The organism is Actinoplanes sp. 13 (assembly GCF_056134165.1).
Genome location: NZ_JBVYOQ010000001.1, coordinates 681181 through 700179 on the forward strand (window position 1 = coordinate 681181; position 18999 = coordinate 700179).

Annotated in this window: 19 protein-coding genes; 9 read left to right on the top strand and 10 right to left on the bottom strand. The window is 72.0% G+C overall.

Annotation, left to right across the window (positions count from 1 at the left end; all coding sequences use genetic code 11):
- Window positions 1-8: 8 nt before the first annotated feature.
- Window positions 9-335: a hypothetical protein gene (locus tag AC0NH5_RS03035; RefSeq protein WP_474399587.1), complete on the bottom strand. Its 327-nt coding sequence runs from the start codon at window positions 333-335 to the stop codon at window positions 9-11.
- A gap of 52 nt (window positions 336-387) precedes the next feature.
- Here AC0NH5_RS03035 and AC0NH5_RS03040 point away from each other — a divergent pair, with 52 nt between their 5' ends.
- From AC0NH5_RS03040 to AC0NH5_RS03050, 3 genes are read left to right on the top strand one after another with little or no spacing between them, the layout of a single operon-like run.
- Window positions 388-1881 (top strand): aldehyde dehydrogenase family protein, encoded by a 1494-nt coding sequence (locus AC0NH5_RS03040; RefSeq protein ID WP_474399590.1) that lies wholly within the window; start codon window positions 388-390, stop codon window positions 1879-1881.
- Between the two features lie 9 nt (window positions 1882-1890).
- Window positions 1891-2556, top strand: a complete 666-nt coding sequence (locus tag AC0NH5_RS03045) for an ABC transporter ATP-binding protein (RefSeq protein ID WP_474399591.1) — start codon at window positions 1891-1893, stop codon at window positions 2554-2556.
- The gene (locus AC0NH5_RS03050) at window positions 2553-4046 is read left to right on the top strand and encodes a DUF6297 family protein (protein ID WP_474399593.1); all 1494 of its coding nucleotides are present in this window, start codon (window positions 2553-2555) and stop codon (window positions 4044-4046) included. The genes AC0NH5_RS03045 and AC0NH5_RS03050 overlap by 4 nt, the downstream gene beginning before the upstream one ends.
- Before the next feature lie 108 nt (window positions 4047-4154).
- Here AC0NH5_RS03050 and nucS read toward each other — a convergent pair whose 3' ends face one another.
- Window positions 4155-4814 carry an endonuclease NucS gene (gene nucS / locus AC0NH5_RS03055; RefSeq protein WP_474399595.1) on the bottom strand — a complete coding sequence of 220 codons (660 nt, stop codon included), beginning with the start codon at window positions 4812-4814 and terminating at the stop codon, window positions 4155-4157.
- A 60-nt stretch (window positions 4815-4874) separates the two neighbouring features.
- Between nucS and AC0NH5_RS03060 the strand changes: the two genes are divergently transcribed.
- From AC0NH5_RS03060 to AC0NH5_RS03075, 4 genes are read left to right on the top strand one after another with little or no spacing between them, the layout of a single operon-like run.
- Window positions 4875-5495, top strand: coding sequence for a DUF4126 domain-containing protein (locus AC0NH5_RS03060; protein ID WP_474399597.1), 621 nt, complete (start codon window positions 4875-4877; stop codon window positions 5493-5495).
- A gap of 8 nt (window positions 5496-5503) precedes the next feature.
- Window positions 5504-6847 carry a hypothetical protein gene (locus AC0NH5_RS03065; protein WP_474399599.1) on the top strand — a complete coding sequence of 448 codons (1344 nt, stop codon included), beginning with the start codon at window positions 5504-5506 and terminating at the stop codon, window positions 6845-6847.
- A 57-nt stretch (window positions 6848-6904) separates the two neighbouring features.
- Window positions 6905-9520 carry an FtsK/SpoIIIE domain-containing protein gene (locus AC0NH5_RS03070; RefSeq protein WP_474399602.1) on the top strand — a complete coding sequence of 872 codons (2616 nt, stop codon included), beginning with the start codon at window positions 6905-6907 and terminating at the stop codon, window positions 9518-9520.
- Complete coding sequence (locus tag AC0NH5_RS03075; protein ID WP_474399605.1) at window positions 9507-10259, top strand: hypothetical protein; 753 nt, start codon at window positions 9507-9509, stop codon at window positions 10257-10259. Before AC0NH5_RS03070 ends, AC0NH5_RS03075 begins: the two co-directional genes overlap by 14 nt.
- A gap of 278 nt (window positions 10260-10537) precedes the next feature.
- Here the strand turns inward: AC0NH5_RS03075 and AC0NH5_RS03080 are convergent, their stop codons facing one another.
- Window positions 10538-11386, bottom strand: a complete 849-nt coding sequence (locus tag AC0NH5_RS03080; RefSeq protein ID WP_474399606.1) for a 3-hydroxyacyl-CoA dehydrogenase family protein — start codon at window positions 11384-11386, stop codon at window positions 10538-10540.
- 119 nt (window positions 11387-11505) lie between these two features.
- Here AC0NH5_RS03080 and AC0NH5_RS03085 point away from each other — a divergent pair, with 119 nt between their 5' ends.
- Window positions 11506-11844, top strand: a complete 339-nt coding sequence (locus AC0NH5_RS03085) for a hypothetical protein (protein ID WP_474399608.1) — start codon at window positions 11506-11508, stop codon at window positions 11842-11844.
- Here the strand turns inward: AC0NH5_RS03085 and murA are convergent.
- The gene (murA, locus tag AC0NH5_RS03090; RefSeq protein WP_474399610.1) at window positions 11841-13130 is read right to left on the bottom strand and encodes a UDP-N-acetylglucosamine 1-carboxyvinyltransferase; all 1290 of its coding nucleotides are present in this window, start codon (window positions 13128-13130) and stop codon (window positions 11841-11843) included. The genes AC0NH5_RS03085 and murA overlap by 4 nt on opposite strands.
- Before the next feature lie 42 nt (window positions 13131-13172).
- On the opposite strand from murA, the gene AC0NH5_RS03095 reads away from it, so the two are divergent.
- Entirely contained in the window at window positions 13173-13757 is a 585-nt protein-coding gene (locus tag AC0NH5_RS03095; protein ID WP_474399613.1) for a cob(I)yrinic acid a,c-diamide adenosyltransferase, read from the top strand.
- On the opposite strand, the gene AC0NH5_RS03100 is transcribed toward AC0NH5_RS03095, so the two are convergent.
- The 6 genes from AC0NH5_RS03100 to AC0NH5_RS03125 all read right to left on the bottom strand — a co-directional run bounded on the left by AC0NH5_RS03100 (window position 13754) and on the right by AC0NH5_RS03125 (window position 18997).
- Window positions 13754-14530 (bottom strand): PhzF family phenazine biosynthesis protein, encoded by a 777-nt coding sequence (locus AC0NH5_RS03100; RefSeq protein WP_474399615.1) that lies wholly within the window; start codon window positions 14528-14530, stop codon window positions 13754-13756. The genes AC0NH5_RS03095 and AC0NH5_RS03100 overlap by 4 nt on opposite strands.
- 9 nt (window positions 14531-14539) lie before the next feature.
- The gene (locus tag AC0NH5_RS03105) at window positions 14540-15007 is read right to left on the bottom strand and encodes a DUF2550 domain-containing protein (RefSeq protein ID WP_474399617.1); all 468 of its coding nucleotides are present in this window, start codon (window positions 15005-15007) and stop codon (window positions 14540-14542) included.
- Window positions 15008-15015: 8 nt separating this feature from the next.
- The gene (locus AC0NH5_RS03110; RefSeq protein ID WP_196413689.1) at window positions 15016-15297 is read right to left on the bottom strand and encodes a F0F1 ATP synthase subunit epsilon; all 282 of its coding nucleotides are present in this window, start codon (window positions 15295-15297) and stop codon (window positions 15016-15018) included.
- A gap of 79 nt (window positions 15298-15376) precedes the next feature.
- The gene (locus AC0NH5_RS03115) at window positions 15377-16531 is read right to left on the bottom strand and encodes an LCP family protein (protein WP_474399620.1); all 1155 of its coding nucleotides are present in this window, start codon (window positions 16529-16531) and stop codon (window positions 15377-15379) included.
- Window positions 16532-16622: 91 nt separating this feature from the next.
- Entirely contained in the window at window positions 16623-18065 is a 1443-nt protein-coding gene (gene atpD, locus AC0NH5_RS03120; protein WP_474399622.1) for a F0F1 ATP synthase subunit beta, read from the bottom strand.
- The gene (locus AC0NH5_RS03125) at window positions 18065-18997 is read right to left on the bottom strand and encodes a F0F1 ATP synthase subunit gamma (protein WP_474399624.1); all 933 of its coding nucleotides are present in this window, start codon (window positions 18995-18997) and stop codon (window positions 18065-18067) included. The genes atpD and AC0NH5_RS03125 overlap by 1 nt, the downstream gene beginning before the upstream one ends.
- Window positions 18998-18999 lie beyond the last annotated feature (2 nt).

The following is an 18999-nucleotide window of genomic DNA, read 5'->3' on the forward strand; positions in this document are numbered from 1 at the left end:
CTAGATCTTCACCCATAGCGCGGAGCGTTACGCGACCGCTCCACCACCGGCGCGCGCCGGTCCCGGGCCCGCCAGCAGCCGGTGTGCCAGTGCCGCCGGTCGCTCTCGTCGCCCCAGCCGTCGGTCGGCCAGGCCACCACGTGCGGCACCCGGGGCCGGATCTCCTGCATGCATCCGGGGCACCGGTACGTCTTGCCGGCCTGCCCGAAGACGTTGCGCACCATCCACTCACCGTCCTGCCACTGCTGGACGCGGTCCTCGGTGAGGCCGGGACGATCCAGGCGGGACTCGTCGTCGGCGTCACGGCGGCGGGGATGGTTACGGCGGGGGCTCACGAGGTCAAGCGTACGTAGTGACTCCTCAGTAACATCAACCTAGACTCGCGACATGACGGCGACTCACGTTCCCGGCCTGCCCGTGATCGAGAACGGGCAGCTGATCTCCACGAATCCGGCCACCGGCGAGGAGGCCGGCCGGGTGCCGGCCGCCGACGAGAAAACGGTCACCGCCGCTGTGGAACGCGCCCGCGAGGCCGCCCTCTGGTGGCAGGGCCTCGGCTACGACGGCCGCAAGGTCCGGCTGCTGCGCTGGCGCACGCTGCTCGTCGAACGGATCCACGAGCTGGCCGAGCTGACCCAGCGGGAGGCCGGCAAGCCGCTCGCCGACGGGATCATGGAAGTCACCGCCGCCGTCGAGCACCTGGACTGGGCCGCCCGCAACGCCAAACGGGTGCTCGGCCCCCGCCGGGTCCGCACCCGGCTGCTCCTCGCCGAGCACTCCGGCCACCTGGAGTACCAGCCGTTCGGCGTGGTCGGCGTGATCGGCCCGTGGAACTACCCGATCTTCACCCCGGTCGGCCCGATCAGCGGCGCGCTCGCGGCCGGCAACGCCGTGGTGTTCAAGCCGAGCGAGTACACGCCGGTGGTCGGGCAGTGGCTGGCCGACACGTTCGCCGAGATCGTCCCGGAGCAGCCGGTGCTGCAGACGGTGCACGGACTGGGCGACGTGGGCGGCGCGCTCTGCCGGGCCGGGGTCGGCAAGCTCGCGTTCACCGGCTCCTCCGCCACGGCCAGGAAGGTGATGGCCGCCTGCGCGGAGAACCTGGTGCCCGTGGTGATCGAGGCCGGCGGCAAGGACGCGCTGATCGTGGACGAGGACGCCGATGTGGCCGCGGCGGCCGAGGCAGCGGTCTGGGGCGCGATGACCAACGCCGGGCAGACGTGCGTCGGCATCGAGCGGGTGTACGCGGTGGCCCCGGTCTACGACCGGTTCGTCGAGGCGGTGGTGGAGAAGGCGGGGAAGCTGCGGACCGGCGAGGAGATCGGGCCGATCACCATGCCGAAGCAGATCGACATCATCCGCGACCACATCGACGACGCGCTGGCCAAGGGCGGCCGTGCGGTTCTCGGCGGCGCCGCGTCGGTGCAGGCGCCGTACGTCTCACCCACGGTTCTGGTCGACGTACCGGAGGATTCGTCCGAGATGCGCGAGGAGACCTTCGGCCCGACCCTCACGATCACCCGGGTCAGCGACGCCGACGAGGCGGTGCGCAGGGCCAACGACACGGCGTACGGGCTGGGCGGCGCCGTCTTCGGCAAGCGCAACGCGATCCGCATCGCCCGCCGGATGCGTTCCGGCATGGTCGCCGTGAACGGGACGATGACCTTCGTCGGGATGGGGAACCTGCCGTTCGGCGGCGTCGGCGAATCCGGATTCGGGCGCATCCACGGCGAGGACGGCCTGCGCGAGTTCGCCCGCTCCAAGGCCATCACCGTGCGCCGGGCGAAATCCCTGCTACCCGCGATGACCTTCGAACGCACCCCCGCCCAACTCGGGCAGATCGTCAAGGCCCTGCGCCTGCTCTACGGCCGCAAGCCCTAGTCTGATCGAGTGGTCGATCACCCCGCGGTCGAGGTCAGCAACCTGCACGTGAGCTACGGCTCCACCCCGGTGCTCATCGACGTGGGGCTGGTCGTGCCGTCCGGCGGCGGGGTCTGCGTGACCGGCGAGAACGGCATCGGCAAGTCCACCCTGCTGCGCTGTGTCAGCAGCCTGCAGCAGCCGGACTCCGGCACGATCCGGGTGTTCGGCGCCGAGCCCGGCGACACCCCCGCGTTCTGGCGTGCCGTGGTGACCACGGTGGAGCCGCCGACCTGGTACCCCGGCCTCACCGTCCGCGAGCACGCCGAGCTGGTGTGCCGGGCGCACGGCCAGGACCCGGACGGCGCCGGCATCGACGAGGCCCTGGACCGTTTCGGCCTGGCCGCGCACGCCGACGCCATCCCGCCGTCGCTCTCCTCCGGCCAGAAGCAGCGCCTCACCCTGGTGCTGGCCCTGCTGCGGCCCAGCTCGCTGCTGATCCTCGACGAGCCGGAGCAGCGCCTCGACCCGGACGGGCGGGCCGCCGTCGCGGCGATGCTCACCGAGTACGTCGCCACCGGCGGCTCCCTGCTGATGGCCAGCCACGACGACAAGTTCGCCGTCGCGTCCGGCGCCGAGATCACCACGATGGAGTCGCTGAGCGCCCACCCGGCCGGCGACACCGACGCGCTATGACCACCGTCCCGCTGCGCCCGGTCCGCCGCTGGATCCACCGCACCCAGTCCGCCCACCGTGATCGCGGCGAGACGCTGGGCAGCATCTATTTCGCCGTCCTGTTCCTCGCGGTGGTCGGGTCGATGCTGCACCGGCAGCTGACCGCCGTCTTCTGGCCCACCGCCCCGGCGCTCTCCGGCGTCGCGGCGATCGCCCTCGCCGTCGGCTGCGGCGCCCTGCTCGTGATGGCCCTGCGGCGACTGGGCCCGATCTCGCTCAGCCGCCCCGCCGCGTACTTTCTGCTCACCGCCCCGGTCAGCCGTCGCCGCCTGCTGCTGCCCTCGGTCCGCCTCACCGCCGCGGCCGCCGCCCTGGCATCCTCGGCCGCCGCGTTCGCCGTGGTCGGCCACACCGCCACCCGCGCCGGCGCGCCGGTGCTCACGCTGATCGCCGCCGCGGCCCCGGCCGGCGTGCTCCTCTTCGTCGCCGCCGCGGCCGCCCAGTCCCGGCCCCGCCGCGCCACCCTGATCGATCGTCTCACCGCCGGCGCGCTCACCCTGGCGCTGGCCGGGCTGGTCGCCGAGTCGGCCGGCTGGACGCCACCCACGCTGCCCGGGTGGCGGAACACCGGGTGGGTGACCCCGGTCGCGGGCGCGCTCACGCTGATCGCCGCGACAGCTCTCCTTCTGGCTGTACGAGCATTGGCGCACACACCCAACGACCGCATCCTGGAGTCCGCCAAGACGGCCGGCACCCTCTTCGACGCCGCGTTCGGCATGGAGCCGTCCTGGGTGACCGACATGATCGAGCGCCGGTACTGGTCGCACCGCCGCCTGCGCTCGGCCCGGCCGCCGGCCCGGCTGCCCGTCCTGGTGGGTCAGGACTACCAGCTGGCCCGCCGCCGCGTGCCGCACCTGCTCTGGCTGGCCGCGTCGACCACGCTGCCGCTGCTGCTGGCCGCCGGCCCCGGCTGGCTCCTCGGCCTGGCCCTGCCGGCCGGCGCGATGCTCGCGGCCGGGACGACCACCGCCACCGTCAAGACCGACGCCGGCAACCCGGTCCTGCTGCGCCTCCTGGGCCTGACGTCCCGTCGGGTCCTGGCCCAGCGGTTCTGCCTGCCGGCGGTCCTGGCCGCCGCGTGGTCGGTCACGGCGCTGACGCTGCTCCAGGTGACCGGCCACCTCCCCGCCGGACCCTGGCCCGCGCTGGGCCTGGCTCTCGGCCCGATCGGCGCCGCCGCGGCGATCCGCCGGGCCCGGGTGGGTTTCGTCCGCAACGACCTGCTGCCGCTGGACACCCCGATGGGCACCGTCTCCACCGGACCGCTGGTGAACTCGGTGGCCGGCCCGGACATGCTCCTGGCGGCGCTGCCCAGCGTCGTGGTGGTGGCCACCGCGACGCCGTTGAGCTGGACCTTCGTGGTGGTCCAGGCGGGTCTGGCCGCGCTGCTGCTCCGCCTCTACCTCACCGTCTCCACGTCGGACGACCGCGTGGAGCTCACCCGCCGCTGAGAGGACGCCCGCCACCGAGCACGGGCTGTCCCGGAGCACCCGGGACCAGCCGACGCGCGTGAGCCGACCGCCCGGGCTGCCCAGCGGACCTCCGGGGACAGCGCCGGGCTAGAAGAGGGTCAGCTCGTCGCGCTCCATGCCACGGAGCTTGTCGTAGTCCACGACCACGCACCGGATGCCCCGGTCGGTGGCCAGCACCCGCGCCTGGGGTTTGATCTCCTGGGCCGCGAACACGCCCTTGACCGGCGCCAGCAGCGGGTCACGGTTCATCAGTTCGAGGTAACGGGTCAGCTGCTCGACACCGTCGATCTCGCCGCGCCGCTTCACCTCGACGGCCACCGAGCCACCCTCGGCGTCCTTGCACAGCAGGTCCACCGGCCCGATCGCGGTCATGAACTCCCGGCGCACCGTGGTGAAGCCCTCGCCGAAGGTCTCCGGATGCTGGGCCAGCAACTCCTGCAGGTGCGCCTCGACGCCGTCCTTCTGCAGGCCGGGGTCGACGCCGAGGTCGTACGAATAATCCTGGAAGATCTCCTCCAGGGTGATCCGCAGCTCCTCGCCCGCCTTGTTCACCACCTTCCAGACGCCCGGCGCCTCTTTCAGCTTGCAGGGCGGGCTCATCCAGTTCAGCGGCTTGTAGGCACGGTCGTCGGCGTGGATGGAGACCGACCCGTCGGCCTTCACCATCAACAACCGGACCGCCGGTGGCAGGTGGGCGGAGAGACGGCCGACATAGTCCACGGAGCACTTCGCGATGACCAGGCGCACCGGGCGACACTACCCGACGCTTGCCGGGCGGCGTTCGCACGCCGGTGCCATGCTGATGGTGTGTTCGAAGCATTGACCGGCACCGGTCTCGCCGCATCAGCCGGCCTTAATGCGTATATTCCGCTGCTCACCATGGGTCTGCTCGCGCGGTACACCGAGGCGATCAGCCTGCCGGCCGGCTGGTCCTGGCTGGGCAACGGCTGGACGCTGACCATTCTCGGTCTTCTGCTGGCCATCGAGGTCGTCGCCGACAAGGTGCCGGTGGTCGATCACGTGAACGACATCGTGCAGACCTTCGTCCGCCCGACCGCCGGCGGCCTGGCCTTCGGCGCCGGTTCCGCCTCGGAGACGGTGACCGTCTCGGACCCGGGCTCGTTCTTCACCAGCCACCAGTGGGTCCCGATCCTGATGGGCGGCCTGATCGCGCTCGGCGTGCACGGGGTGAAGGCGGCCTCCCGCCCGGTGGTGAACGCCTCCACCGGTGGTCTCGGCGCCCCGGTGGCGAGCACGGCCGAGGACGTCGGCAGCGTCGTGATGTCGGTTCTGGCGATCCTGTTGCCGATCCTCGTGCTGTTGGGCCTGGTCATCATGGTGTGGGCCGGGTTCTGGGTGTTCCGGCGCCGGCAGCGGCGCAGACGCGAGCGGATCTCCGGTGTCGAGACCCGGCGATTGTTTGGTTGACTGCTCGGGTGCCCGCTGTCGCTGTTCCCGCTTTCGCCCTCTCCTGGTGGCTCGCCTGCTACCTGATCGGACGTGATCCACAGCGGTGGGTGCTCCGCTGGTCGGCGGCCGCGCTCGGCGCGTACGCGATCGGGGTGGCCGTCTGGAGCGTCGCGCCGGGCAGCATGATCGCCGAGATCCTGCTCTGTCTGCCCGCGCTCGGCTGGGCCGGCGCGGTGGTGGCGATGCTGCCGCTGACGCCGCCGGAACGGCGGCCGGTGGACCGGGGCGCCCTGGTGCTGGGTCTGCTGTTCCTGGTCATGGTGATCGGGTTGCCGGGGCTGGGCCGGCTGGTCGCGCTGAGCCCGCTGATCGGCGGGCTGACCCTGCTGTGGCGGCTGCGCGCGCAGGTCACGCCGCGGATGCTGCCGATGTCGATGACGCTGATGGCGGTGCTGTACGCGGCCGGCCTGGCGCTGCTGCTCTCCCCGGCGGACGTGGGTGGCGGCGCCGTGGTGATCGGGGCGATCGGGGTGGACCTGCTGGTGGTCGGCTATCTGATGGCGGTGACGCACGCCGCCGAGGCGGGTGAGCGGCTGCGGCCGGACCTGCGCCGCTCGCTGGCCGGGGCGATCGTGGCGGTGGTGCTGACCGGGGTGCCGGTCACCGCCACCATGCTGATCGTCTCCGGTCACGACGGGGTGGTGCTGCTCCAGTTCGCGGTGCTCGCCGTGGCGTCGACGGTGGCCGGTCTGGGCGGTCAGCTGCGCCGCCTGCTGGACCGGTTGGCGCTGCACGACGACGCGCTGATGCGGTCCGAGCGGAGCGCGCTGTTCCTGAACGCGGAGGCGTTGCTGCGCCGGCGGGAGCCGCGGCGGCTGGGCACGATCGGCGAGCCGGAGTTCCTGCGGCTGACCCGGCGGGCGCTCACCGATTTCGGCGACCTGAACCGGCTGGCCCGCAGTCCGCTCACCGACCTGCCGTCGGTGGAGCGGCGGCTGGCCGGGCGGGAGGACCAGCCGCGGGCGCGGGCCCGCGAGTTGCGGGCAGTGCTGCGGGAAAGCGTGTCCGCGTTGCGCCCGCCCGGCCCGTTCAGCACGACCGAGGACTGGCGGTACTACAACGTCCTCCAGTTCTGCTGTGTGCTCGGCCTGAACCCCTACGTGCGGCGGCCGCGGAGCAGCGAGATGAGCCGGGAGGCCCGGCAGGCGGTGGACTGGTTCCGGCGGTACGTGCCCCGCGACGTCACCCGGCAGTGGCAGCGGGAGGCCGCGATGGTCGTGGCGGAGCAGCTCTGGTCGGAGGTGGCGGAGCGGCACCCGGCGTCGCCTGTGCCCACGCCGGTCAACGAGATCACGACACGCAGCAGCTAAACTCCCAAAAGGGACGGAAATGGCTAAAATCCCCCACCATGGGCTCCGGGGGATGGCGTGGGTAGTCACCGCAACGCGCTTGTCGCCGCGGTCCGGCAGGAACTCGCCGAAGCGCGCGGGACCGCCCGGGCCGTGCTGGCCGCCGCGGAGTCGGCGCGCGGCGAGGCACAACAGCGACGGCAGGTGGTACGCGACGCGTACGCCACCTGCCTGACCCAGCTCGCGTCGGCCCGCGAGTCGGCCCGCGACAACATCCACCAGCGGTACCGCGACGAGGCCGACCGCCTCGCCCGGCACCTGCGCGGCCTGGCCACCGTCAGCGCGACCGGCGCCGCCAGCGTGCCGTGGCGGCTGTGGGCGCCGAGCGAGCCGGAACCCGGCGGCCGGCCCGGACTGGTCCGCATCGGCGCCATCACCTTCGACGACAGCCTCGCCCTGCCCGGCCTCGTCCCGGTGCTCGACGCCGCGCACCTGCACCTGAGCGGCCCCACCAGCACGCTCGACGACGTCATCACCGGCGTCCTGCTGCGGGTGCTCGGCAGCACCCGCCCGGGCGACGTGCGGCTCACCGTCTACGACCCCGAGCACCTGGGCGGGACCCTCGCCCCGTTCGCCCCGCTCGGACCGAGCTTCGTCGGGCCGGGCGGGCTCGGCGCGCTGCTCGACGAGCTGGTCGACCACATCTGCCGGGTGAACGAGGCGGTGCTCGCCGGCCGGCACACCTGCCTCGCCGACCTGGTGGCCGCCACGCCCGGCCCACGCACCGAGCCGTGGCGGCTCGTGGTGCTGCTCGCCGACCGGGCGACCGCGGCCGAGCTCACCGCCTCGCAGCGGGCGCAGCTGGACCGGATCGTGCGTACCGGGGTGTCCTGCGGCGTGCACCTGGTGATCCGCGGGCTGGAGGTCGAGGACGACCCGACGGTGGAGCGGATCGTCGTCCGGGGCCAGACCGCCACCTGCGCCTCGCTGGGCCCGCTGGAGATCCGGCTGGACCCGCCGCCACCCGCCGAACGGATCGCGGCGTTCTGCCAGAACACCGCCGACCGGATCCGGTCGGCACCGCCCCCGGCCCGGATCGCCGACCTGGAACCCGCCGCACTGTGGGCCGCGTCCTCCCGCGACGGCCTGGTCGCACCGATCGGGGACAGCACCGACGGCACGCTGATCGAGGTGCCGCTCGACGACGACACGCCGCACGCGCTGATCGGCGGGCCGTCCGGCTCCGGCAAGACCAACCTGATCTACGCCTGGCTCGGCTCGCTCGCCACCCGGTACGGCCCCGAGGAACTCGCCCTCTACCTGCTCGACTTCAAGGCGGGCGCATCCTTCGCCCGGTACGCCGCCGGCCCCCGCGACCCCAGCTGGCTGCCCCAGGTGCGGCTGGCCGGCATCAACGTCAACGGCGACCGGGAGTTCGGCCTGGCCATGCTCCGCCACCTCGGCGAGGAGCTGCGCACCCGCGCGCAGGCCGCGAAACGGTACGACGCCGGCAGGCTCGCCCGACTGCGCGCCCAGGACCCGGACGGGCACTGGCCCCGGATCGTCGCCGTGATCGACGAGTTCCAGGTGCTGCTCGACGGACGGGACGCGGTCGCCGATGAGGCGGTCGCCCTGCTCGACGACCTGGCCCGGCGCGGCCGCTCGCAGGGCATCCACCTGATCCTCGCGTCGGCGGAGGTGGCCGGCGTCCAGGCGCTGTGGGGCCGCCCCGGCCTGATCGGCCAGTTCCCGCTCCGGATCGCGCTGCCCAAGGCCCGCCGCATCCTCGCCGACGACAACCTGGCGGCCGCGGTCATCCCCCGCTTCCACGCGGTGGTGAACACCGAGTCGGGCGTTGCCGGCGCCAACCGGGTGGTCCGGCTGCCGGACGCCGGGGACCGCGCCGCGTGGCGGGCCCTGCAACGCAAGCTCTGGCGCTCCCGCCCGATCGGCTGTGAGGAGCCCCGGCTCTTCGACGGCGACGCGGTGCCCCGCCTGCCGTCGGTGTACCGGCCGTCCGGACGGGTGCCGTCGGCCGACGCCCCGGTCGGGTCGTCGCCGGGCGCGGTGCTCGGCGAGCGGATCGACGTGGCGGCGCAACCGGCCCGGCTGCGGCTGGGACGGATGCCGGGCCGCAATCTCGCGGTGCTCGGTACGCGTACCGACGAGGCCTGCGACGTGCTGGCCGCCGCGGCACTCAGCCTGGCCGCGCAGGGGCCCGCGCACTTCAGCGTGATCTGTCTGGCGGCCGACGCCGAACGGGCCGCGGCGCGGCTCGTCGCCGAGCTGCCCAGCGCCGACTGGTACGACTCCTCCGACGTCCACTTCGACCTGCCGGCCTCGGAGGTCCCCCGGTACGTCCTCGGTTACGCGCTGGACGCGGCCGGGCGGGAGCACCGGGCCGGGCTGCGGGCGCTGCTGGCCGACGGGCCCGAGCAGCGGACACACGTGCTGGGCTGGTGGCGGTCGGTGGCCCGGCTGCGCGACGACCTGGGCGGGGTGGGCGCGCGCTTCGACACCATCGGCGCCTGGGTGGCACTCGACGTGCAGGGGGCCGAACTGGCCCCGCTGCACCCCCAGCCCGGCGGGCCGGTCTGGTATCCGCGGACCCGGCGCGCGCTGTTCTTCGACCGATCCGTGCACCGCACACCCGAAGTGATCATCCCGTACGAGGTGAACAGTGACCACACGTGATCGGCAGCCACTCGGCCGCGACTACCAGCTGATGGTGAGCGCCCTCGCGGACGTGACCCGGCGCCGCGACGCCGAGCTCGACAACGCGGAACAGGCGTACCAGGACAGTGCCGCCCGGGCGGCCGGCGAGCTGGCCCGGGCGGAGAGCGACGCGCTCGCCGCCGACCGGTGGGCCGGCGCGGCGGCGGCCCAGGTGCTCGACGTCGACCGGGAGGCCGCCCGGCTCTGGGACCAGCTGCGCCGGGCGCGCGGGATGCGGGTGCGGGCGCTCGGCGAGATGCCCGAGCCGGCGCCGGTCGAGGCGCTCCCCCGGGTCGCGCTCCAGCGGCGGCCGTCGACCGAGGACGCGCCGGCGCCGGGCCGGCAGTCGCCGCGGATGCTGCTGTCGCGGGCGGCGGACCGGATCGACGTGACGGTCCGCCCGGCCGGCCGGCGGTCGCTCTCCCGGTGGGCGCTCCCGCTGCTGCCGCTGTTGGGCGCGCTGGCCGCGACGCTCACCGGTCTGATGGCCGCGGGCCTGGTGACCTTCGGGGGTACGGGAGTGTGGGGCGGCGTGGTGATCCGCGGTGTGGGGTGGCTGACGTTCCTGGTCGCGCCGTCGGCCGGGGTGCCGGTGGCGGCTCTGCTGGCGCACCGACGGATGCAGGCGCGCCTGGACATCGGCGGCATCGGGCTCACCCTGCTCGGCGGCATGGTCGCCGCGACGCTGCTCTCCCTCTCGTTCGCCGCCTCCCGCTGACCCCCGCGTGTGAAGTTGAGGCGCGCTCCGCACCCGAACTTCACACACAACAAAGCGACCACCCCTGCGTGTGAAGTTGAGGCGCGCTCCGCACCCGAATTTCACACGCAACCGAGGGACCGTCCCGAGTTCATACGCTCTAGGGCGGGACGGTGGGGTGGGAGTGCGGTAGCCGCCGCAGGCGGGGGACGCCGACGTTGCGGTCGGGGCGTTGTGGAACGTACATCCGTGGTGGAAAGAAGCCGGTGCGGCACCGAGGCCGCACCGGCCCACCCGGATCAGTAGCTGTAGAAGCCCTTGCCGCTCTTGCGGCCGAGGTCGCCGGCCTGGACCATCCGCTGGAGCAGTTCCGGCGGGAAGAACTTCTCGTCCGCGGTGTCGCGGTAGATGTTGCTCGCCGCGTTGAGCATGACGTCGAGGCCGGTCAGGTCGACCGTCGCCAGCGGGCCCATCGTGTGGCCGAAGCCGAGCTTCATGACCGTGTCGAGGTCGGCGGCGCTCACCACGCCGGTCTCGACCAGCTGGATCGCTTCGACCAGGATCGCCGCGAAGAGCCGGTTGGAGACGAAGCCGGCGACGTCGCGCTTGACCTCGACGCAGGTCTTGCCGACCTCCTCGGCATAGGTGCGGGCGACGGTCAGGGTGTCGTCCGAGGTCTGGTATCCGCGGACCAGCTCGACCAGCTTCATCATCGGCACCGGCGAGAAGAAGTGGATCCCGACGACGGACTCGGGCCGCGCGGTGACCGAGGCGATCTGGGTGATCGGGATGGCCGAGGTGTTGGTGCCGAGGATCGCGCCCGGCTTGCAGATCTTGTCGAGCGCCTTGAAGACCTCGTGCTTGGCCTCGATCTTCTCGAAGATCGCCTCGACGACGATGTCCGCGTCGGCGGCGGCGTCCAGGTCGGTGGTGGGGGTGATCCGGCCGAGGGCGGCTTCGACGTCGGCCTCGCTGATCTTGCCCTTGGCGGCGAACCGGGCCAGCGAGTCCTTGATCGCGGTCATTCCGCGGTCGAGCGAGGCGTCGTCGACGTCCCGCATGGTGACCTGCCAGCCGGCTTGCGCCGAGACCTGTGCGATGCCGGAGCCCATCAATCCGGATCCGATGACCGCGAGACGACCCGCCATGCTCCACTCCTTAGTCCGGGGGGCTGCAGTCTAGCGGGGCTACTTAACGGAGGTTCAGCCCGGCATTCCTTCGGGGCAAATGCGGAGAAATCCGCGACCTGCGGTGCCAGACTGTGCCCATGGCCACGAGCGACGGCTGGTACCTCATCGGACCGCTGATCGCCGTCGGACTGGTCGGCTTCCTGGGCGCGGTGTTCTGGCGCATGGGCCTTTCGCCCACCGGCCCGGCCGGCGGGGAACCGGCACGGGACGGTCTGAGCATCTTCGGCGATCACGACGACTACGGGCTGCTGCAACCGGCCGCGGTCACCGGTGACACCGAGGTGGCCGACGAGATCCGGCGGCTGCTCGGCGACGCGGGCATCCGGGCGACCACGGCGCCCCGGCGGGACGGCCGGGTCAGCGTGCTCGTCTTCCCCGAGGAGCTGGAAGAGGCCAGGCGCCTGGTGTCCAGCTAGAAGTCGAACGTGGGCTCGGGCACGTCGGTGCGTTCCACCTCGACGCCGAGACGGGACAGGTCCTCGACGAAGTCCGGGTACCCGCGGTCGATGTGGTGCACCTCGCCGACCTCGGTGACCCCGTCCGCGCAGAGGCCGGCGATGACCAGCCCCGCGCCGGCCCGGATGTCGGTCGCCCGGACCGGGGCGCCGGAGAGCCGCTCCCGGCCGTTCACCACGGCGTGGTGCCCGTCGGTGCGGATGTCCGCGCCCAGCCGCACCATCTCGTTCACGAACATGAACCGGCCGTCGAAGATGTTCTCGGTGATCAGCGACGAGCCCTCGGCGACCGCGGCCAGCCCGATCGCCATCGGCAGCAGGTCCGTGGCGAAGCCCGGGTACGGCAGGGTGACGATGTCGACGTGCCGGGGACGCTCGGTCATCCGGACCCGGAACTGGTTGTCGCCGGGCTCGACGGTCGCGCCCGCGGTCACCAGCTTGTCCAGGGCGATGTCGAGGAACTCCGGGCGGACCCCGCGCACGGTCACGTCGCCCCGGGTCATCACCGAGGCGTACGCCCAGGTGCCGCCGACGATCCGGTCGCCGATCGTGGTGTGGCGCACCGGCTTGAGCGGCCCGTCCACCCCCTCGATCGTGAGCGTCGACGTGCCGGCCCCCTCGATCCGCGCGCCCATCGCGTTGAGCATCTCGCAGATGTCCACGATCTCCGGCTCGCGCGCGGCGTTGTCGATCTCGGTCACGCCCTTGGCGAGGACCGCCGCCATCAGCAGGTTCTCGGTGGCGCCGACGCTCGGGAAGTCCAGCCAGATCTTCGAGCCGCGCAGCCCGGCCGGCGCCGAGGCGATCACGAAGCCGTGCTCGTTGGAGATCTCCGCACCCATCCGGGCCAGCCCGGACACGTGCATGTCGAGGCCCCGCGAGCCGATCATGTCGCCGCCCGGCAGTGCGACCCGCACGTAACCGCGGCGGGCCAGCAGCGGGCCCAGCACGCAGATCGACGCGCGCAGCCGCCGCACCAGGTCGTAGTCCGCCTCCGCGCCGGGCTCGAGCGGCACGTCGATGACCGCCTCGCCACCCGACAGGCTGACGTCGCAGCCGAGCCGGCGCAGCACCTCGGCCATGATGGCGATGTCGGTGATGCGTGGCACGTTCGACACCACGCTGCGGCCCTCGGCGAGCAACGCGACCGCCATCAGCTTCAGCGCGGAGTTCTTCGCCCCGCCGACAATGACGTCACCGGCGAGCCGAGCCCCGCCCTTCACCCTGATCACATCCACGCGGGCCATCGTATGGGCCGGACACCGCGGGCGGACCGTAGGGTGGGCCGCATGGCTGTGCATCTCACCCGCATCTACACCCGGACCGGCGACGCCGGCCAGACCCGGCTGGTCAACAACGAGGTGGCGCCCAAGACGGCGCCACGCATCAACGCCTATGCCGACGCCGACGAGTGCAACGCCGCGCTGGGTGCGGCGATCGCGCTGGGTGATCTTTCTGAGCGGGTACGGGCTGTGCTCGCGTCCGTCCAGAACGATCTCTTCGACCTCGGCGCCGACCTGGGGAACCCGGTCTCGCCGACGCCGCCGGAGCATCCGCCGTTGCGCATCACCGAGGAGTACGTGACACGGCTCGAAGGCTGGTGCGACGAGTTCAACGAGACGCTCGCGCCGCTGGACAGCTTCGTCCTCCCGGGTGGCACCCGGGGCGCGGCGCTGCTGCACGTGGCCCGCACGGTGGCGCGGCGGGCGGAGCGGTCGGCGTGGGCGCTCTACGCCGAGGAGCCGGACCGCACCGGCGTGCTGCCGGCCAAATATCTGAACCGGCTCTCCGACCTGCTCTTCATCCTGTCCCGGGTGGCGAACCCGGACGGCGACGTGAAATGGGTGCCCGGCGGCGCGCGGGACAGAGCCTAGGCGCGCAGTTCGCCGTCGATGACGGTGACGGCGTGGCCGCTCAACTCGGTGCGGTCGCCGCGCAGGGCCACCCGCACGAAGCCGCCACGTTTCGAGGCCTGATAGCCGACGAGCTCGTCGCGGCCGAGCCGGGACGCCCAGAACGGCGCGAGCGCGGTGTGGGCGCTCCCGGTGACCGGGTCCTCGTCCACACCCACGGCCGGCCCGAAGAACCGGGAGACGAAGTCGTAGGCGTCCGCACCGGCCGCCGCGGTGACGACCACGCCGCGCCGGGACAGCGGCACGAGCGCGCGCAGGTCCGGGGTCACTCCCCGGACCGTCTCCTCGTCGGCCAGCTCCACCAGAAGGTCGTCGGTGTGCGGCCCGGTGTGGTGCACGCTCCGGATCTCGGCGCCCAGGGCGGCCGCCAACCCGGGCGGCGCCTCGACCGGCGACAACGGCGCCGTCGGGAAGTCGAGGGTGATCATCCCGGCCGGCCCGGGCCGGGCGGTCAGCACACCGCTGCGGGTGTCGAACCGCGCCGGGCCGCCGACGATGTGCGCGGCGGCCAGCGTGGCGTGCCCGCAGAGGTCCACCTCGACCGCCGGGGTGAACCAGCGAAGGGCCCAGGTGTCCTCGGAGACGGGATGCAGGAAGGCGGTCTCGGCGTGGTTCACCTCGGCTGCCACCCGCTGCATCCAGACGTCGGAGGGGAAGCTCTCCAGGACCACCACACCGGCCGGAGCGCCGGAGAACGGCCGGTCGGTGAAGGCGTCGACGACCCGGATCCGCACCACGGCCCCTTACGGCTCGATCGGGCGGGAGTCGAAGGCCGGCCGGCGCTGCAGGGCGCCCGGGTCACGCGGCGGTCCTGCCTCCAGCCACGACAGGAAACCGGTGACGGTGGTCTCCGCCATGGCGATCTCCAGGTCGGTGTCCCCGGTGCGGCATCGCAGCACGATCCAGTGCCCCGGCATGGTGAGCCGCTCCGGGCCGGCCGGGATCCGGCGCTCCCGCACCGTCATCGTCCGGCGGTCGAGCACCCGCTTGGGGCGGATGGCCAGGCTGAACATGCGGTGGAAGCGCAGCTCGTCGCCGACGAACTGGCCGAGACCGGTCGACCAGCCGCGGCCGGGGACCATCGTGCTGAGCCGGACCTGGACCCGGATGGTTCCGCCGCCCTGCATCAGCAGACGGCGGCGGAAGAAGACGGCGAAGAGAAGCGCGAGCAGCGCGACGACGCAGATTCCGGCGATCTCCAGAACCCGCATCGCCGGCGTCAGTGCGACTCGGGCGTGGCGGGCGTGGCGCTCTCGGCGAGCACCGTGACGCCGTTCGCGTCGATCGACAGGAAGCCGCCGGCCACGTCGTAGGTCAGCTGCTCGCCACCGGCGAGCTTGACCCGGACCTGGGAGGGCTCCTTCAGCAGGCCGAGCAGCGGCGAGTGGCCGGGGAGGACACCGATCTCACCCTCGGTCGTCCGCGCCACGAGCATCTCCGCCTCGCCGGACCAGACCTTCTCCTCGACGGCGACGACTTCGACGTGCAGCTGGTTGGCCACGCTGTCTCCCTTTACGCTGCGGAACCGAACGGGTGAAGTCTAAACGGCGGCCCAGCTCACCGTGGTACTGGGTGGTGGGTCAGCCGGTCCTGCTCACGTACTCGGGGTGATCCAGCAGGAATGCCGCGATCCGGTCCTCCCGCACCGCCCGGAAGAACTCGTCCGTGCCGGCGGCGAGCTGCTCCCCCATGTACCTGCCGTTCTGCATGAGCGAGCCACCGGGCAGCTTGATCAGCGTCATGTCGGCGGTGCTGACGCCGCGCAGCGCCAGGCCCCAGTCGATGACGCTGTGGCCCTCGCCGAAGAACGTGAGCGAGTCGCCGGCCGCGTCCAGCACCTTGAGCAGCTTGGCCGGGTCGGTCGCCACGTCCTTGCTCATCGCCTGCTCGGCCATCGCCTTGACGAACTGCTGCTGGTGCCGCTGCCGGTCGTAGTCGCCGTTGGGCAGCCCGTAGCGCTGGCGGACGTAGTCCAGGGCCTCCCAGGCCTGCAGGTGGTACGTGCCCTTGCGGTACGTCTTCTGCGGCCCGACGTACGGGTGGGCGCAGCCGTTGTCCGCGCACTCCGGCCGTTTCGGGCGGGGCTTGCCGTCCGGTTGCAGGTGCTCCGACTTCACGTTCTGGTCGATCGTCATGGTGACGCCGCCCATGGCCTCGACGATCTTCTTGAACCCGCCGAAGTTGATGATCGCCCCGGCGTCGAACTCGGTGATGCCGGTGAGGTCGCTGACCGTCGCGGCCAGCAGCGAGAAACCCTGCTTGACGTCGTGCCGGCCGTCGCCGACCGCGCTGCCGAACGACATCGCAGCGTTGATCTTCGAACTGCCGCCGCCGAAGCCGGTCCTCGGGAACGCCGGGATCTCCACGTACAGGTCGCGGGGGATGGAGAAGAGGTAGACCTGGTCCATCGAGGCCGGGACGTGCGCCACGATGATCGAGTCGGAGAGCGGCGCGGTCTTCGTGTCCCGCGGGTCGATGCCGGCCAGCAGGATGTTCACCGGGCCCTTGATGTCGGCGGCTCTGGTGGCGCCCGCGGCCGGATCGCCGAGGATGCTGCCGCCCGCGTCGACCGCGCCGGTGTATTTCGCGATCAGGGCCTGACCGGTCACCAGCACGCCACCACTGGTGAGCAACAGGACGGCGCCGAACACCGCGCTGATCCGTGCCCACCACGGCGCGCGCCGCTTCAGAGACTTGGCCACCAGTTCCTCGACCTCCCGCCGGACCCTGCCCAACGGGCGCCAAGCATACCCAAGGACGCCGTGAACTCCGGTTATGGAAAAGAGGGCCGCGCCGGGCGCGACCCTCTTTTCTGGTGCGGGCTGATCAGCCCTTCATCAGCTCGTGCGCGTTCTTCTCGAGGTCCTCGAGGCCACCGCACATGAAGAAGGCCTGCTCCGGGTAGTTGTCGTACTCACCCTCGGAGATCTTCTTGAAGGCCTCGATGGTCTCCTTCAGCGGGACCGTCGAGCCGGGGACACCGGTGAACTGCTCCGCCGCGTAGGTGTTCTGCGACAGGAACCGCTCGATCCGGCGGGCCCGGGCGACCGTGACCTTGTCCTCCTCGGACAGCTCGTCCATACCGAGGATGGCGATGATGTCCTGCAGGTCCTTGTACTTCTGCAGGATCCGCTGGACCTCACGGGCGACCGTGTAGTGCTCGGCCCCGACGAACTCGGGCGCTAGGATCCGCGAGCTGGAGGCCAGCGGGTCCACGGCCGGGTAGATGCCCTTGTCGGAGATCGACCGCTCGAGGTTGGTGGTCGCGTCCAGGTGGGCGAACGTGGTGGCCGGCGCCGGGTCGGTGTAGTCGTCGGCGGGCACGTAGATCGCCTGGAGCGAGGTGATGGCCTTGCCCCGGACCGAGGTGATCCGCTCCTGCAGCTCGCCCATCTCGTCGGCCAGCGTGGGCTGGTAGCCCACGGCGGACGGCATGCGGCCGAGCAGGGTGGAGACCTCGGAACCGGCCTGGGTGAACCGGAAGATGTTGTCGATGAAGAGCAGCACCTCCTGGTTCTGGACGTCCCGGAAGTACTCCGCCATGGTCAGGGCGGTCAGGGCGACCCGCAGGCGGGTGCCCGGCGGCTCGTCCATCTGGCCGAAGACCAGCGCGGTCTTGTCCAGCACGCCGCCCTCGTCCATCTCCAGGATGAGGTCGTTGCCCTCACGGGTGCGCTCGCCGACGCCGGCGAACACCGAGGTGCCACCGAAGTTACGGGCCACCCGGATGATCATCTCCTGGATGAGCACGGTCTTGCCCACGCCCGCGCCGCCGAACAGGCCGATCTTGCCACCACGCACGTACGGCGCGAGCAGGTCGAGCACCTTGATGCCGGTCTCCAGCATCTCGGTCTTCGGCTCGAGGTCCGCGAACGCCGGGGGCTTGCGGTGGATCGACCAGCGCTCCTGGATGTCCAGCGTCGACGGGTCGACGTTGAGCACCTCGCCGAGGGCGTTGAACACGTGGCCCTTGGTCACGTCGCCGACGGGCACCGAGATCGGCGCGCCGGTGTCGGTGACCTCGGCGCCGCGGACCAGGCCGTCGGTCGGCTGCATCGAGATGGTGCGGAGCAGGTTGTCACCCAGGTGCTGGGCGACCTCCATGGTCAGCGTCTTGGTGCCGCCGGAGAGGGTGACCTCGACCTTCAGCGCGTTGAAGATCGCGGGCATGGCGTCACGGGGAAACTCGACGTCGACGACCGGGCCGATGACCCGGACGACGCGGCCGACAGCAGTCTCCGCCTTAATGGGCTCAGCTACAGCAGTCATCACACATCACTTCCCGCCTCGGCCAGCGCGTTGGCGCCGCCGACGATCTCACTGATTTCCTGGGTGATCGCAGCCTGCCGCGCGGAGTTCATCTCGCGCGTGTACCGCTTGAGCAGATCGTCGGCGTTGTCCGACGCGCTCTTCATCGCCCGCCGGCGCGACGCCGACTCACTGGCCGCCGAGTCCAGCAACGCCGCGTAGAGGCGGGTGTTGACGTACTTCGGCAGCAGCGCGTCGAGCAGCTCGTCGGCGTCCGGCTCGAACTCGTACGCCGGGCGCAGCTCGGACTTGTCGCCGTCCTCCTGCGCGTCCACCTGTACGGGTGCCAGCGGCTTGGCGTTGGCGTTCTGCGTCATCAGAGACTTGAACTCGGTGCTCACGATGTGCAGCTCGTCCACGCCCCGGATGTTCTCCGAGCCGAAGGTTCCGTCCGCCTCCGAACCGACCGCGAACGCCTCCGTCAGCGCGTCGCCGATGCGCTTGGCGTCGTCGAACGTCGGGCGCTCCGAGAAGCCGGTCCAGCTGGCCGCGACCTCCCGGTTCCGGAACTTGTAGTAGCCGACGCCCTTGCGGCCCACCACGTACAGCGCCACTTCCTTGCCCTCCGACTTCAGCCGAGCGATCAGCTGCTCGGCGGTGCGGATGGCGTTGGCGTTGTAGGCGCCGGCCAGGCCCCGGTCACTGGTGATCAGCAGGACACCCGCCCGCTGGACGCGCTCGCGCGCGACCAGCAGCGGGTTGTCGACCGAAGCGTTGGCCGCCAGCGCGCCGAGGACCTTGGCGATCGCCTCCGAGTACGGCCGGGAGGCGTTCACCCGCTCCTGCGCCTTGGCGATCCGGCTGGTGGCGACCAGCTCCTGCGCCTTGGCGATCTTCTTGGTCGACTTGACGGTGCGGATGCGCCGCCGCAGCGCCTGTACCTGACCGGCCATGA

Coding starts and splice junctions, on each gene's coding strand:
- AC0NH5_RS03040 (WP_474399590.1), top strand. CDS start 388: ATGACGGCGACTCACGTTCCCGGCCTGCCCGTGATCGAGAACGGGCAG.
- AC0NH5_RS03050 (WP_474399593.1), top strand. CDS start 2,553: ATGACCACCGTCCCGCTGCGCCCGGTCCGCCGCTGGATCCACCGCACC.
- AC0NH5_RS03080 (WP_474399606.1), bottom strand. CDS start 11,386: ATGGCGGGTCGTCTCGCGGTCATCGGATCCGGATTGATGGGCTCCGGC.
- AC0NH5_RS03085 (WP_474399608.1), top strand. CDS start 11,506: ATGGCCACGAGCGACGGCTGGTACCTCATCGGACCGCTGATCGCCGTC.
- murA (WP_474399610.1), bottom strand. CDS start 13,130: ATGGCCCGCGTGGATGTGATCAGGGTGAAGGGCGGGGCTCGGCTCGCC.
- AC0NH5_RS03095 (WP_474399613.1), top strand. CDS start 13,173: ATGGCTGTGCATCTCACCCGCATCTACACCCGGACCGGCGACGCCGGC.
- AC0NH5_RS03105 (WP_474399617.1), bottom strand. CDS start 15,007: ATGCGGGTTCTGGAGATCGCCGGAATCTGCGTCGTCGCGCTGCTCGCG.
- atpD (WP_474399622.1), bottom strand. CDS start 18,065: ATGACTGCTGTAGCTGAGCCCATTAAGGCGGAGACTGCTGTCGGCCGC.
- AC0NH5_RS03125 (WP_474399624.1), bottom strand. CDS start 18,997: ATGGCCGGTCAGGTACAGGCGCTGCGGCGGCGCATCCGCACCGTCAAG.